Origin of the sequence: Pseudomonas sp. NFR16, assembly GCF_900108875.1 — a bacterium.
Classification (GTDB): domain Bacteria; phylum Pseudomonadota; class Gammaproteobacteria; order Pseudomonadales; family Pseudomonadaceae; genus Aquipseudomonas.
Map to the genome: position 1 here is coordinate 931,589 of NZ_FNYJ01000001.1, position 13,604 is coordinate 945,192.

Here is a 13,604-nt window from a genome sequence, read left to right on the forward strand (position 1 = left end):
AGAGCTCCTGAAACGTGGGTTGAGGTGTTGCTGTTGTGGTCGTGCAGCGCTGACGGGCAACGCCATCCAGCGGCGCGCTCAGGCCTGTGCCAGCGTCAGTCGCGCGGGGCGCTCGGCGTGACGGGCCTGGTCGGCGAACATGAGGCTGGCGTCGGCGTCGGCGCCGTAAAGATCGTTGAGGAACTGGCCGCTCAGGTCAGCGCCATTGCCGTCGAAATGAATGCGGCCGTTTTTCAGCGCCACGGCCCGAGGGCAATAGCGCACGGCGTAATCGACCTGATGCAGAGTTACCACGACGGTCTTGCCGTCCTGGCGGTTGATGTCGGCGAGAATTTCCATGACCTTGCGCGCGGACTCGGGGTCCAGCGAGGCGATCGGCTCGTCGGCGAGAATGACCTCGGCCTGCTGGGTCAGCGCCCGGGCGATGGCGACCCGTTGCTGCTGGCCGCCCGACAACGTCGAGGCGCGCTGCTTAGCCAGATCCGCCAGGCCGACGCGGGCCAGATTGGCCATCGCACGGTCTTTCTCTTCGGCGTTGAACAGGCCCAGACTGCCACGCCAGCGCGGCATGCGGCCCAGACAGCCCAGCAGCACGTTGTCGAGCACACTCAGGCGATTGACCAGATTGAATTGCTGAAAAATGTAGCCGATGTCGGCCCGCAGACGGCGGACCTTGCTGTTGAGTCGTCCCGAAACCTGCACTTCACGCCCCAGCACCGTGACGGTGCCACCGTTGGCCCGGTCGCAGCAGGCAAGGCCTGCCAGGTGGCGCAACAGCGTGGACTTGCCAGAGCCGGACGCGCCGATCAGCGCTACCATTTCTCCGGGTTGTATAGACAATGCCAGGTCAACCAAAGCGGTCTTGTGAGCGAATGTCTTGTTCAAGCGGTCGACATGGATAGCTGCGTTCATGGGCTTCTCTTGTCTCATCTTGTCGTGTGGATCCGGCGTCCTGCCACAGGCGAAACGTGCGCCTGCCAGTCCATGGCTGCGTTCGGTGCGAGTGACATTAGGGGCAGCCTGTGGCAGTTCGATGAACCGAAGATGACCGCGGGATAACAGTTCGTTGACTATTTGGTGCGGGATGATTCGCGTATTTTGTCGACATGTTCGAGCAGAACAGCGGCCTTGGCAGGATGCGGGCTAGACAAGTCTTACGACTGGATGAGCGCGCTTGCCCACGATGGCAGCGTATCGATTGTTAAATTTACGACAGACAGCGTGTTCTCGCGGGCAAACACGCGCATGGAGTGTCCACCGCCACGTCCTTCGCACAGGCGCACCGGGATGAACTGCACACAAATTCTCACCGTCATACTGCTCGGCGCCCTGCCCCTGATAGCAGGCGCCGACAATCAGGAGAACCGCACCTTGGCTGCAACCGGCTCTGCCCATTACCGCTTCGAACGCCTGAACGTCGACTCCCCGGACGGTCAGCGCCATTACCGCCTCGACATCGGCATCCCGCGCAACGCGGCGCCAGCCGCTGGCTATCCGGTGATGTACCTGCTGGATGGCAACAATGCGCTGGCCGAATTGCAGGACAGCTGGTTAGGCGAACTGGATGCGGGCGCTGCGCCGCTGCTGGTGATGATCGGCTACGACATCGACGGCACCTACGACGGCGAACAACGCACCCGCGACTACACGGGCGACACGGCGTCGGCGTTCCTGACGACGATCGAAACCGGCATCAAGCCGAAGGTGCAGGCAAACTGGTCGGTGGACCGGAAACGGCAAACGCTGTGGGGGCATTCTTTCGGCGGGCTGTTCGTGCTCGATGCGCTGCTGGCAAGGCCCGACGCGTTCCAGACCTGGATCGCCGCCAGCGCCTCGCTGTGGTATCAGCCGACCACCTTCGATAAGGGCATGGCGCTGCGGGCGTTGGCGCCAGAAACAGCGAAACACGTGGTGATCGTCAAGGGCGAAAGAGAAGGCAAGCCGCCGATCGCGCAATTCGATGGCGGCTCGCCGCAGAGAAGGCAGCAGATGCAGGCCGTGCCCGCCGACGCCAATCGCCTGCTGGCAGAGCACCTTGCTACGCTGCGCGGCACCGAGGCCAGTTACCGGGCGTTCAACGGACGCAACCATGGCCAGATGTTCACCACGGCACTGCATCTGGGGTTGCGGATGGCGGCCGGATTGCCCGGCCAGCCGTGAGTCCCGCTCTTTAGGCTGCGTTGACGAAAGTCAGATCCGGAACGTGCCCACCAGATGCTGCAACCGCGCAGTCTGGTGTTCGAGGTGCCTGCAAGCGTCCAGCGTCGACTTCAGGTTATCCACGCCTTCCTGATTGAGGGTGTTGATTTCCGTGATGTCGACGTTGATCGACTCGACCACCGCGGTCTGTTCTTCGGTGGCGGTTGCAACCGACTGGTTCATGCCATCGATTTCGCCGATGCGGCGGGTGACGCTATTCAGGCGTTCGCCGGCCCGATTGGCGATGGTCACGCTGCTTTCGCTTTGACGCTGACTCTCGGTCATGTTCGCCACCGCGTCACGGGCGCCCACCTGCAGCTCCTCGATCATCCCCTGCACTTGTTGCGCGGAATCCTGGGTGCGATGCGCCAGGTTGCGCACTTCGTCGGCGACCACGGCAAAACCGCGCCCGGCTTCCCCGGCACGCGCCGCCTCGATGGCCGCGTTGAGGGCCAGCAAGTTGGTCTGCTGAGAGATGCCGGTGATCACTTCCAGAATCTGGCCGATGTTGGCGGTCTTGTTGTTCAGGGTCTCGATGTTCGCGCAGGACTCGCTGATCTTTTCCGACAACTGATTCATCGCCTTGATGGTCTGCGTGACCACGCCCTGGCCTTCGGTCGCCAGTTGCGTGGCTTCGCTGGAGTGCTGCGAGGCGAGCGCGGCGTTCTGCGCGATCTCCTGGGCCGCGGCGCCAAGCTGGTTGATCGCTGCAGCCACGCTGCTGGTGCGGCTGGACTGCTGATCGGAGTTGCCCATGGACGAGTTGGACGCACCCACGACCCGCGCAGCGACTTCACCCAATTGGCCTGCGGTAGAAGCGACCTCGCGGATCGAGCCGTGGATACGCTCGACGAAGCGGTTGAAGGACAATGCCAGCGCGCCGAACTCGTCCTGCGAGACGATCGACAGTCGCTTGGTCAGATCGCCTTCGCCATCGGCGATGTCCTGCATCGCCCGGCCCATCTGGTGCAGCGGCTGCATCAGAACGCGAATCAGCAGGCCCAGCAGCAACATGATGATCGCGACGGCAATCACCATCGCCAGGATCGCCGAAGAACGGAATTCGCTGAGCATCGAATAGGCGGCGTCGCGGTCCAGCACCAGCGCCACGTACCAGTTCGCCGAAGACAGGCCTTCGACCTTGGTGAAGGAAATGAACTGCGCCTTGCCGGCCGATTCGATTTCGTAGACGCCAGGCGCGATTTTCGGCGCGCCACTTGGATAGGCTTCACTGACGTTCTTCAGGACCAGCTTGCTGTCAGGGTGAATCAGAATCTTGCCGTCGGCGCTGACGATGTAGGCGTAACCATGGCCGCCGAAGTTCAGCGAGTTGATGGTCTTGCTGATGGCGTCCAGGGAGATGTCTGCCCCGGCAACGCCGATCATCTGGCCCTGCTGGCGGACCGGCGTCGCCAGGGTCACCACCAGTTTGCCGGAAGAGGCCGCAATGTACGGCTCGGTGACGATCGTGCCCTGCGCCGCATCGGCGGCCTTGTACCAGCCGCGGGCCCGTGGATCGTAGTCCGCCGCACGGTTACCCGCCGGCACGGAGAACATCACGCCGTCCTTGCCGCCGAAGTAGCTGAGCTGGAAGTTGTCCGGGTAAACCGGCAGCCCGACGATACGTGGCAGGCCGCTGACCGCAGGGCCATCAGCCGCAATCTGCTGGGCCATGGAATACAACAACTGCGTGCGGCTATCGAGCCAGGTTTGAATATTCTGAGTTGTCAGACTTCCTAACTGTTGCAGTTCGGTATCTACGTTGTTCTTCAATGTTTCGCGCTGGCGAAAGTCGTTCACCAGAATGAAGCACGAGAAAGCAACGACAACTATCAATGCAGCGGCCAGCAGGATCTTTCTGCTGAAACCCAGACGTTTGATCATACGATTGTGTCCATAACCAAGAATAACAGCGACGAGAATGCGTAGCCGATCGGGCGCGCGCTGCGCTTTGTACGGGGTTGTTCAAAGAAAGGGAAGACGCGGCCCGAAATATACTTCGGCTGACCGGCGACAGAGTTTAGTACCGATCGTCGTGGACACTCGAAGAACGATTTTTATAGGCGGGGGGAAATGACGTTATGTTTAAACATCCGGCGAAGCCTATTTAACGGGATCCAATTATGTGCAGCGCAATGATTAACCATCGCGCTGCGTAGTTGGCATAAAAACATTACTTGGCGAACAACTGCCCCATGTCTTTGAACGCTTTGAACTCCAGCGCGTTACCGCAGGGATCGAACAGGAACATCGTGGCCTGCTCGCCGACCTGGCCTTTGAATCGGACGTAGGGTTCGATGACGAACTTGACGCCCTGCCCCCTCAGCCGATCGGCCAGCGCCTCCCATTCCTCCCAGCCGAGTACGACTCCGAAATGCGGAACGGGCACATCATGACCATCCACCGCATTGGTCCCGGCATGGGCCTGGGAGTCGGTCTGAGGGTGTTCGTGGATGACCAGTTGATGGCCGAAGAAATCGAAATCCACCCAGTGATCGCTGGAGCGGCCTTCCGGCAGGTTGAACACGTTGGCGTAAAAGTGCCGGGCTGCCGCCAGGTCATGAACGGGGATGGCGAGGTGAAACGGAGATAGCTTCGGGCTGCTGGCGGTCACGGGTGATGCTCCTCTTAATGGGCTGCGGCCATCTTTACCCATTGAATCATTGATGGAAAGATCATAATTTTCGCGCCGAGCCACAATTATTTCGATCAGTGAGTTGCCATGATTCGCGAGCTTAAAACCTTCATTGCTGTCGAGCGCCTCGGCACGTTCGTCGCTGCCGGCAACCAGATCGGCCTGACCCAGTCTGCGGTCAGCGCGCAGATTCGCACGCTGGAGAAGTCGCTCGGCACCCCGTTGTTCGACCGCAGCGGCCGCAGCGCGACCTTGAACGCCGCGGGCTTGCGCGCGCTTCCTATGGCCCAGGAAATCGTCGCGCTGTACGAGCGCATGACTGCACCGTCCATCGACAGTGGTTATTTCGGGGAATTGCGCATCGGCGCCATCGCCACGGTGCAGACCGGACTGCTGCCTGCGGCCCTGGTGCAGTTCAACCGTCAGGCGCCGACGGTCGAGGCGAAGGTCATTCCGGGTGTCTCGCAAACTCTGCTCAACAGCGTCGACGCGGGCGAGATCGACCTGGCACTGCTGATCCGACCGCCCTTTGCGCTGCCCAAGGAACTGCATCTGGAGATCATCGAGCGCGAGCCCTTCGTGTTGATCGCCCCGGCCACCGCCGAGGGCGATGACCCGCTGCAACTGCTGCGCGATAATCGTTTCGTGCGCTACGACCGGCACTCGTTCGGCGGGCGGCAGGTCACGCGCTTTCTGCGTGCGCAGAAAATCGACACCCGTCCAGGTCTTGAGCTGGATGAGGTCGACGCCATCGTTCGCATGGTCGAAGCCGGCCTTGGCGTGTCGCTGGTACCCAGAGCCGGGCTGTGGCTGGAGCGCGCGGCACAGATCCGCATCATTGAACTCGGCGCCCTGACCTTCTACCGGGAACTGGCGATGGTCATGCGCCATGCCAACCGGCAGTTGCCGTTGCAGCGATTGTTCAGGGAGTGCCTGGCGACCTCCTGCACGCTACAGCCTTCGTGAGAACGTTCGGGTGATCAACGAATCAGTCGACACCGCATATCCCGGTGGGCGCTGCAAATGTTTGTAGGACCGGCTTTAGCCGGGAAGCGTCGGGCGTCATGCCGTTGATCGAGGCGCTGTTAAAGACAGTTGGCTCACTCCCACAGGTTTTGGACTCCCCTGACAGCGCCGCGAACCCTTGCAGGAGCGCGCTTGCTCGCATCCGCTTCTGTTCAGCTGCACTCATTGCGACTGCAAATGACACCGCACCCATTCCCCTGCCGCGGCGCCTTTGGCCGGCAGCAGGGTTTGCGGCCTGTCGCAGCCGGTGGTTGCCTTCGGGCAGCGGTCCCTGAAAAAACAGCCTGTTGGCAGATTGCGGTTGCCAGGAAGCTCCGTCGGCGCCGAGACCTGGGTCTCATCCACGGCAACGCCCAGCCGTGGCACAGCCTCCAGCAGCAGTTGCGTGTACGGATGGCGCGGGCGCTCGAGCACGTGGGCAGCGCTGCCCAACTCGACGATCTGCCCCAGGTACATCACCGCGACCCGGTCGGCCATGTGCCGCACCACAGAAACGTTGTGGGAAATGAGGATGTAGGTCAGGTCGCGGGTGCGCTGCAGTTCGGCCAGCAGGTTGAGGATCTGCGCCTGCACCGAGATGTCCAGCGCCGAGGTCGGCTCGTCGAGCACAATGATGTCCGGGTTCGACGAAAGCGCGCGGGCGATGGCGATGCGCTGGCGTTGCCCACCGGAAAACTGGTGTGGGAAACGGTCCATGTACTCCGTGCGAATGCCCACCTGTGACGCCACGTTGGCAGCGATCTCGCGCATGTCGCGGCGTGGCGCGGAACGCTGGACGAACAGCGGTTCGGTGATCACCTTCCACACGGGCAGGCGCGGGTCGAGCGAGGATTGCGGGTCCTGAAAGACGATCTGGACGTTGCTGCTGCGCTCTTTGGCATCGTTATAGATCCAGTCCAATCGCCCGGACGTCGGCTTGATCAGCCCCATCAGCAACTGCGCCAGCGTGCTCTTGCCGCAGCCGGACTCGCCGACCACGCCAAGGGTTTCACCGGCGCGGACCTGCAGGTCGATGCCGTTCAGGGCATGGGCCAGGGCCTTGGGTCGGCCGAGCCAGTCCTTGCCCATCGGATAGTGCACGCGCACGTCTTGCAGACCGAGGATGGCCGGACGCTCTGCGGGGGAGGATGCGGGGGCGGTGCCGGTCATGACAGCGACTCCTGTACAGACGGGTGGGACGGCGCACTGAGCCAGCACGCGCTCTTGCGGTCGGCTTCGGCGTCGAGGGTTTGCATCGGCGGGCGCTGCACGCATTGCGCCATGGCGAACGCGCATCGATCGCGAAACGTACAGCCTTCAGGCAACGCCGAGAGGTTTGGCACCTGACCCGGAATTGTCATCAGCGCCTGACCGGGCTCAACCTGTTCCGGCAGTCCGCTGAGCAGCCCCTGGGTGTAGGGATGCCGCGGATCAGCCATGACTTGCGCGGTGATGCCCTGCTCCACCACGGCGCCGGTGTACATGACGTAGACCCGATCGCAGAACTGCGAGACCAGCGCCATGTCGTGGGTGATCAGCAGGATCGCCGTGCCGCGTTCACGGGCCTTTTCCCGCAGCAGCAACAGCACCTGGCGCTGCACCGTCACGTCCAGCGCCGTGGTCGGTTCGTCCGCGATCAGCAACTGCGGATCGCAGGAAAACGCCAGTGCGATCATCACCCGCTGACGCATCCCGCCCGACAGCTCGAACGGGTAGCTGTTCATCACCTGCTCGGGGTCGGCGATGTGCATGTCGCGCAGCAGGGCAACCGCTTTGGCTCGCGCATCGGCCTTGCTCAACTGCTGATGATGAATGATCACATCGAGCATTTGCCGACCGATGCGCCGGGTTGGATTCAATGCGGTCATCGGCTCCTGAAAGATCATCGCCGCATCGCGGCCGCGCACGCTGAGCACGTCCTTTTCCCGGGCAGTGAGCATGTCGCGCCCAAGGATGTTGAGGCTGCCACTTTTGACCTGATAAGCGCGCTCGGGCAGCAGTCGCAGGCTGAGCATGGCAGTCACCGACTTGCCCGATCCGGACTCGCCGATCACACCGACGATTTCCCCCGGATTGACGTGCAGGGAGACGCCGTTGAGCGCCTTGACCGTACTTTTGTAGGCCGGGAACTCGATGCTCAGGTTATCGATGGCCAGCACCGGCGCGCCGCCACGCGGGTGAATTGGAGTGTGCGTCTGCATGGTCATTTCCCCTGCTGGCGTGGGTCGAGCAGGTCACGCACGCCGTCGCCCAAGAGATTGAAACCGGTGGCGGTGATCAGAATCGCCAGCCCCGGAAACGTCGAATACCACCATTGATCAAGGATGTAATTGCGCCCGGTCGCCACCATGGCGCCCCACTCCGCAGTGGGTTGCTGCGCGCCCAGGCCGATGAAACCCAGGGCCGAGGCCATGAGAATCGCGCTGCCGATGTCCAGGCTCAGTTGCACCAGCAACGGCGGCATGGCGTTGCGCGCCACGTGCCACAACACCATGTGCCAGCGTCCGGCGCCGAAGGTTTCGGCGGCCTTCACGTAGCCCATCTGACGGATGCTCAGCGCCTGGCCACGCGCCAGTCGTACGTAGAACGGAATGCGCACCAGCGTGATCGCCAGCATCGCGTTGAACAGACTCGGGCCCAATGCGGCGGCCAGGGCCATGATCAGCACCAGCGACGGCACCGACAGCATGATGTCCATCAAGCGCATGATCAGGCTGTCGAAACGCCCGCCAATGATGCCGGACATGCAACCCAGCAGACCGCCGGCCAGACACGAGGCAAACGCGACGAACAGCCCGACGCCCACTGACTGCCGGCTGCCGTACAGCACACGGCTGAACAGATCACGGCCCACTTCGTCGGTGCCGAACCAGTGCGCCGACGAAGGCGCCGCCAGTCGCTGAGTGAGGTTCAGGGCGTTGGGGTCGTGGGACGCCAGCCACGGCGCGAAGATCATGCACAGCAGCACCAGCAGCGTGATCACCAGCCCCGCCATGGTCAGCGGGCTGCGGCGGACCTGATGCGCCAGATAGGCCAGTTTGTCCTGCCAGCGCGAAGCTTTGGGCAGCGGCGCCACGACGGGCGCGGAAAGTGGAGCGGACATTTCAGTTGACCTCGCCGATGCGCGGGTCGATCAGGCGGTACAGCAGATCGATCGCCATGTTCAGCAGCACATAGATGAAAGAGACCAGAATCGCGAAGCCCATCACCGCCGGGAAATCCAGCGACTGGATCGACTTGACCACGTACGCCCCCATGCCGGGCCAGGCGAACACCGTCTCGGTGAGCACCGCGCCGTAGAGCAGATCGCCCAACGTCAGGCCCAGCACCGTCACCGACGGAATCAGCGCGTTGGGCAGCGCATGGCGCAGGATCACCGCCCATTTCGACAGGCCGTACGCCCGCGCGGTGCGGATATAGTCTTCGCCCAGCTGATCGAGCATCGCCGAGCGAATCTGCCGGGCCACGACGCCCAGGTTGACGAAACCGAGCGTGATCGCCGGCAAAATCAGATGCTGGACCGCGTTGAAAAACAGGCCCGTGTCGCCGGCCAGCAAGGTGTCGATCAGGTAGAACCCGGTGACCGTGGGCGGCGGGTCAAGCCCTTCATCGATCCGGCCACTCCCAGGCAGCCAGTTCAAGTGACCGTAAAACAGCACGATCAGCCCCAGTCCGAGCCAGAACGCGGGGGTGGAAATCCCGGTCACCGCCAGCGTGCGGGCAACCTGATCGATGAAGCGGTTGTGGTAAACCGCCGACAGCACGCCCAGCGGCACACCCACCAGAATCGACAACGTCAGCGCGGCCAGCGCCAGTTCGAGGGTGGCAGGAAAGAACGCCTGCAAATCTTCCAGCACGGGACGATGGGTGCGAATCGACGTGCCCAGATCGCCATGCAGCAGATCCAGCATGTAACGCCCGTATTGCTGATACAGCGGCAGGTCCAGCCCCAGCTGGTGACGAATGTTCTCGACAATGGCGTCGGTGGCACGGTCCCCGGCAATCAGGCGCGCAGGATCGCCCGGAATCAGGTGGGAAATCGAAAATGTAATCAGGGAAACGCCGAAGACCACCAGCAGCAGGCCGCCCAGGCGTTTACGCAAAAGAGTCAGGAAGGCCATCAGGCACCTCGGTCACGCATGAAAATCGACTACACGAAACAGTTCGCGGACACGGTCTTGCCAAGCGCCCCGGCCACTGTAGGAGCGAATGCATGGATGAGGCGATGAATCAGCAGGCACATCTTCAACGGATGTGCCGCCGCTCACTCACGCATTCACTTGCGCAGGGACTGGCGCTGTGGCAAGACGATCACTTCTGCCCGACGCCCCCTCGGGGATCGCGGGCGACAACGACTTACTTGGTGATCGTGCCGATGTTGAACACCTGCTCAAGCATCGGGTTGAACACGTAGCCCTTGACCTTTTCGCTCATCGGCAAGGTGTACGCCTTCTGGTACAGGTAGGCGTAGACGCTGTCATTGAGCACGATCTTCTGCGCCTGCTGATACAGCTCGGTGCGCCTGGCCATGTCGTTGGTGGTGGCCGACTCGCGGATCAGCTTGTCCACCGCCGGGTTGTCGTAGAACGAACGGTTACCCGCCAGCCCTTTCAGCTTCGAATCGAAGAAGAAGTTCATGAACATGTAGGGGTCGGCGAAGTCCGGGCTCCACGAGCCGATGGCAACGTCGAAGTCACCGGTGCCCAGGCGCTCGCGCATGCTGGCGTTGGCCAGCTTTTCCATCTTCAGGTTGACGCCCAGCGATTGCAGGCCGGCTTGCAGGGTCAGGCCGATCGGCTCCCAGTTCGGGTCCTTGTCCGAGTACATGAAGGTCAGGTTGCTGATCTTCGGCGAGACCTTGGCCAGATCGTCCTTGGCCTTGGCCAGTTCCTGCCTGAACGCCGGCTGCTTGTCGTCGTAGGCCCACATGCCCTGCGGGATAGGACCGTTCAGCGTCTTGGCCTTACCTTTGAGAATGCCGTTGATAATGCCGTCGTAATCGAGCGACTCGACAATGGCGCGTCGTGCATCGGGGTTATTCATCGGCGGCTTCTGGGTGTTCAGGTACAGCAAGGTGACGCGCAACGACGGGTAGTCGCCGACGACGATGCCGGACTTCTTGGCCAGCGCTTCGAGCTGGTCTTCGGGCATGTCCTCGATGATGTCCAGATCACCGTGTTCCAGCTGCAGGCGGCGCACGGAAGCCTCGCCGATGATCTTCACCACGACCTTTTTCAGGGTCGGCCGGGCCCCGGCGTAATAGCTGTTCTGCTCCATTGTCAGGGTCTGGCCTTTCTGCCAGTTCACCAGTTTGAATGCGCCGGAGCCTGCGGTGTGGGTCGACAGATACGCATCGGCGCCTTCGGTTTTCTTCGCGACGTCCGGGTTGATGATGGCCGCGCCGTTGTGCGCCAGGGTCGAGAGAAACGGCGCGTAAGGCGCCTTGAGGGTGAATTTCACGGTCAGCGGATCGACCACCGACACCGTCATGTCATCGGGGAATGCGCCGGACGGCCCCTGCTTGAGCTTCATCACCCGGTCGAACGAAAACTTCACGGCTTCGGCGTTGACCTCTGCGCCGTCATCGAACTTGTTGCCCGGCTTGAGCTTGAATTCCCAGGTCAGGTTGTCGGCCGAGGTCGTCCAGCCACTGGCGAGCTCGCCTTGTACCTCGGTGCTGCCCTTGCCGTCCTCGACCTTGTAGGTCACCAGCCGCTGATAGGCCGGGTAGGTCACGGTCCAGTCGTTGTTGTCGATGGTCACGGCCGGGTCCAGGGTTTGCGGATCGGACGGCTTGCCGATCATCAGCGTGTCCTGAGGCACAGCGGCACTGGCCGATTGCCAGGCACCAAGGCCCATGGCGGTACAGAGGATGGCCATCGCCAGCGAATGCGGAGTAACGATTGATTTCATGCCGGTTCCTTGATCGTTCGATGTGTGGAAGTTCGTCAGGTTTGTTATTGAAGCTATACCGGGCAGTCAAAGCTCAGATGCCTTGCGGCCTCCGAAATGGCGCGCCCTGCTCGTTCGAGTTCAGGTCGCTGCCAGATTCAGCCGGGATTCATGAACGTCCCGGTCAGGTGTCGCGTGTCGGTTCAGGTGCTGTGGCCGTCAGTTCGCGAGGCGGATCGAACCATCGTCGATCAGCGGATACTGGTCCGCACCCGGCAGCTCGTAGTGCCACCATTCACTGTCGATGTAGGTGAAGCCGGCAGCCAGCATGATGCCCAGCAGCAGCAAGCGATTGCGTTGCACGTCGGCGGGCAGATCAGCGAAAAACTGATGTGAGTGGGCGCGCATGTCGTCAAACCCCGTGCCCATGTCCAGCGCCTTGCCGTGCGCATCGATGAGGGTCAGGTCCACCGCCACGCCGCGGGTATGGTGCGAGCCCAAGCCCGGATCGCGCACGTATTCCGGGTTGGGCAGCGCCTCCCACAACAGCGCCTGGGCGTAGGGCGGTCGATAGGCATCGAAAATGCGCAGGCGCAGGCCTGCCTGCCGGGCCAGCACACTGGCCTGGCGCAGCCGTGCCTCGGCATCGCGGTGCAGCAGGCAGCGCGGGTCCTGATAAATCTGTTTGCCGGCCAGGTTGTCGACACCGGCATAGATCAGATCGACCTCGACCTGCAGCGCGCGGGCATCGACTTCGACGAGGGGGCTATTCACGTAAACACACTCCAGATCAGGTAGCACACGTTCAGATTTCTGGCCGGCCGGATGCGCGATGCATCACTCGAACTGGCCGAACAATTGTTGCAATTCACGGTTCTTCGCAAGCCGCTCATCGAGGCGATCGCCGTATTTTTCCGCCACGGCCGAGACCATCAGGTTGAACAGACAGGTCAGCGGTGCCAGCGAATCCCAGAACTGGCCGACATCGGCGTTCAGTTGCAAGAGGTCCATCGGATAGTCCCGCGCCCATGGACAGTGAAAATCAGTGATGAAAGCCAGGGCCAGGCCCTGTTGATGAGCGACTTCGCAGAACGTGCGGGTCACCGACGAGTAGGTGCGAAAGTCCGCAATCACCGCGTAGGGGTTGTCGAACTGCGAGTTCAGCGATTCGGCATAGGTGCCCGACAGTCCGTCGACGTAATAGACCTTGGGCCGAATGTATTCCAGGTGCGTGAAGAAGGCATTGAGGATGCCGCGCGTGGTCTGGATGCCGACGATGAACACCGCATCGGCGCTGAACAACTGCTCGACGATGCGCCCGAACGTCTCGCTGCGGGCCAGGGCGTACACCCGTTGAATGGCCTCGAGCTCGCGGTTCATCGAGCGCTCCAGTGCATCGTCGTGGGTGCTCTCTTCACGGAACGCGCCGAGCCGGTCAGTGATGACCCAGGGACTTGCGCTGTCGCCACGAAGACTCTGTTTGACGTCGTCGATGTTGCGGTAGCCCAGCGAGCGCAGGAAACGCCCTACCGAAATGCCGGTCGTGCCGGTCTGCTGAGCAATGCTGTCGGCCGTCTCGAAAGGCAGCTTTTGCGGGTTGGCCAACAGGTACCCGGCAATCCGCTTGCCCGTCGGCGTCAGGTCGCTGAACCGTTGCTCCAGGGTGTCGAGAAAGGGACTGCTGGCCATGAGAATTCCGCTGGAAACACACGCTGAAATCAATCGGGAAATGTTATTGAACAGTCATTTCTCGACAAGATGTTACCAACATAACATCGGTTTTCGAGGTGGCACAATGGTTTTCTTCAAGAGATTTCAACAGCGCAAATGTGTGTTTCAGGGTGGTGCGACAGGTGCGCGAGATGCGCTTTTC

General features: G+C 61.9%; 12 protein-coding genes and 1 pseudogene. 2 read left to right on the plus strand and 11 right to left on the minus strand.

The genetic code is table 11. From position 1 onward, the window contains the following. Positions 1 to 78: 78 nt before the first annotated feature. The gene (gene phnC, locus BMZ10_RS04195) at positions 79 to 912 is read right to left on the minus strand and encodes a phosphonate ABC transporter ATP-binding protein (RefSeq protein ID WP_093458771.1); all 834 of its coding nucleotides are present in this window, start codon (positions 910 to 912) and stop codon (positions 79 to 81) included. Positions 913 to 1,164: 252 nt separating this feature from the next. Here phnC and BMZ10_RS04200 point away from each other — a divergent pair, with 252 nt between their 5' ends. Beyond that, entirely contained in the window at positions 1,165 to 2,160 is a 996-nt protein-coding gene (locus BMZ10_RS04200; protein ID WP_093458772.1) for an alpha/beta hydrolase, read from the plus strand. A 30-nt stretch (positions 2,161 to 2,190) separates the two neighbouring features. Here the strand turns inward: BMZ10_RS04200 and BMZ10_RS28165 are convergent, their stop codons facing one another. From BMZ10_RS28165 to BMZ10_RS04210, 3 genes and pseudogenes are all read right to left on the minus strand, one after another. Beyond that, the gene (locus BMZ10_RS28165) at positions 2,191 to 2,955 is read right to left on the minus strand and encodes a methyl-accepting chemotaxis protein (RefSeq protein WP_371265942.1); all 765 of its coding nucleotides are present in this window, start codon (positions 2,953 to 2,955) and stop codon (positions 2,191 to 2,193) included. 93 nt (positions 2,956 to 3,048) lie between these two features. After that, positions 3,049 to 4,083, minus strand: a pseudogene (locus BMZ10_RS28170) (cache domain-containing protein); the annotation flags it as partial. Between the two features lie 289 nt (positions 4,084 to 4,372). Next, positions 4,373 to 4,813: a VOC family protein gene (locus BMZ10_RS04210; RefSeq protein ID WP_256214342.1), complete on the minus strand. Its 441-nt coding sequence runs from the start codon at positions 4,811 to 4,813 to the stop codon at positions 4,373 to 4,375. Positions 4,814 to 4,921: 108 nt separating this feature from the next. On the opposite strand from BMZ10_RS04210, the gene BMZ10_RS04215 reads away from it, so the two are divergent. Then, complete coding sequence (locus BMZ10_RS04215; protein ID WP_093458774.1) at positions 4,922 to 5,800, plus strand: LysR family transcriptional regulator; 879 nt, start codon at positions 4,922 to 4,924, stop codon at positions 5,798 to 5,800. Positions 5,801 to 6,022: 222 nt separating this feature from the next. Here the strand turns inward: BMZ10_RS04215 and BMZ10_RS04220 are convergent, their stop codons facing one another. The 7 genes from BMZ10_RS04220 to BMZ10_RS04250 form a co-directional block, all read right to left on the minus strand. Next, a complete protein-coding gene (locus BMZ10_RS04220; RefSeq protein ID WP_093458775.1) occupies positions 6,023 to 7,009 on the minus strand; it encodes an oligopeptide/dipeptide ABC transporter ATP-binding protein in 987 nt (328 codons plus the stop codon). After that, positions 7,006 to 8,046, minus strand: a complete 1,041-nt coding sequence (locus BMZ10_RS04225; protein WP_371265920.1) for an ABC transporter ATP-binding protein — start codon at positions 8,044 to 8,046, stop codon at positions 7,006 to 7,008. Before BMZ10_RS04225 ends, BMZ10_RS04220 begins: the two co-directional genes overlap by 4 nt. Further along, complete coding sequence (ddpC, locus tag BMZ10_RS04230) at positions 8,043 to 8,942, minus strand: D,D-dipeptide ABC transporter permease (protein ID WP_093458777.1); 900 nt, start codon at positions 8,940 to 8,942, stop codon at positions 8,043 to 8,045. Before ddpC ends, BMZ10_RS04225 begins: the two co-directional genes overlap by 4 nt. 1 nt (position 8,943) lies before the next feature. Next, positions 8,944 to 9,960: an ABC transporter permease gene (locus BMZ10_RS04235; protein WP_093458778.1), complete on the minus strand. Its 1,017-nt coding sequence runs from the start codon at positions 9,958 to 9,960 to the stop codon at positions 8,944 to 8,946. 235 nt (positions 9,961 to 10,195) lie between these two features. Beyond that, positions 10,196 to 11,752 carry an ABC transporter substrate-binding protein gene (locus BMZ10_RS04240; RefSeq protein WP_093458779.1) on the minus strand — a complete coding sequence of 519 codons (1,557 nt, stop codon included), beginning with the start codon at positions 11,750 to 11,752 and terminating at the stop codon, positions 10,196 to 10,198. 198 nt (positions 11,753 to 11,950) lie between these two features. Further along, positions 11,951 to 12,505 (minus strand): D-alanyl-D-alanine dipeptidase, encoded by a 555-nt coding sequence (gene ddpX / locus BMZ10_RS04245; RefSeq protein WP_093458780.1) that lies wholly within the window; start codon positions 12,503 to 12,505, stop codon positions 11,951 to 11,953. Positions 12,506 to 12,568: 63 nt separating this feature from the next. Then, complete coding sequence (locus BMZ10_RS04250) at positions 12,569 to 13,420, minus strand: MurR/RpiR family transcriptional regulator (protein ID WP_093458781.1); 852 nt, start codon at positions 13,418 to 13,420, stop codon at positions 12,569 to 12,571. Positions 13,421 to 13,604: the final 184 nt, after the last annotated feature.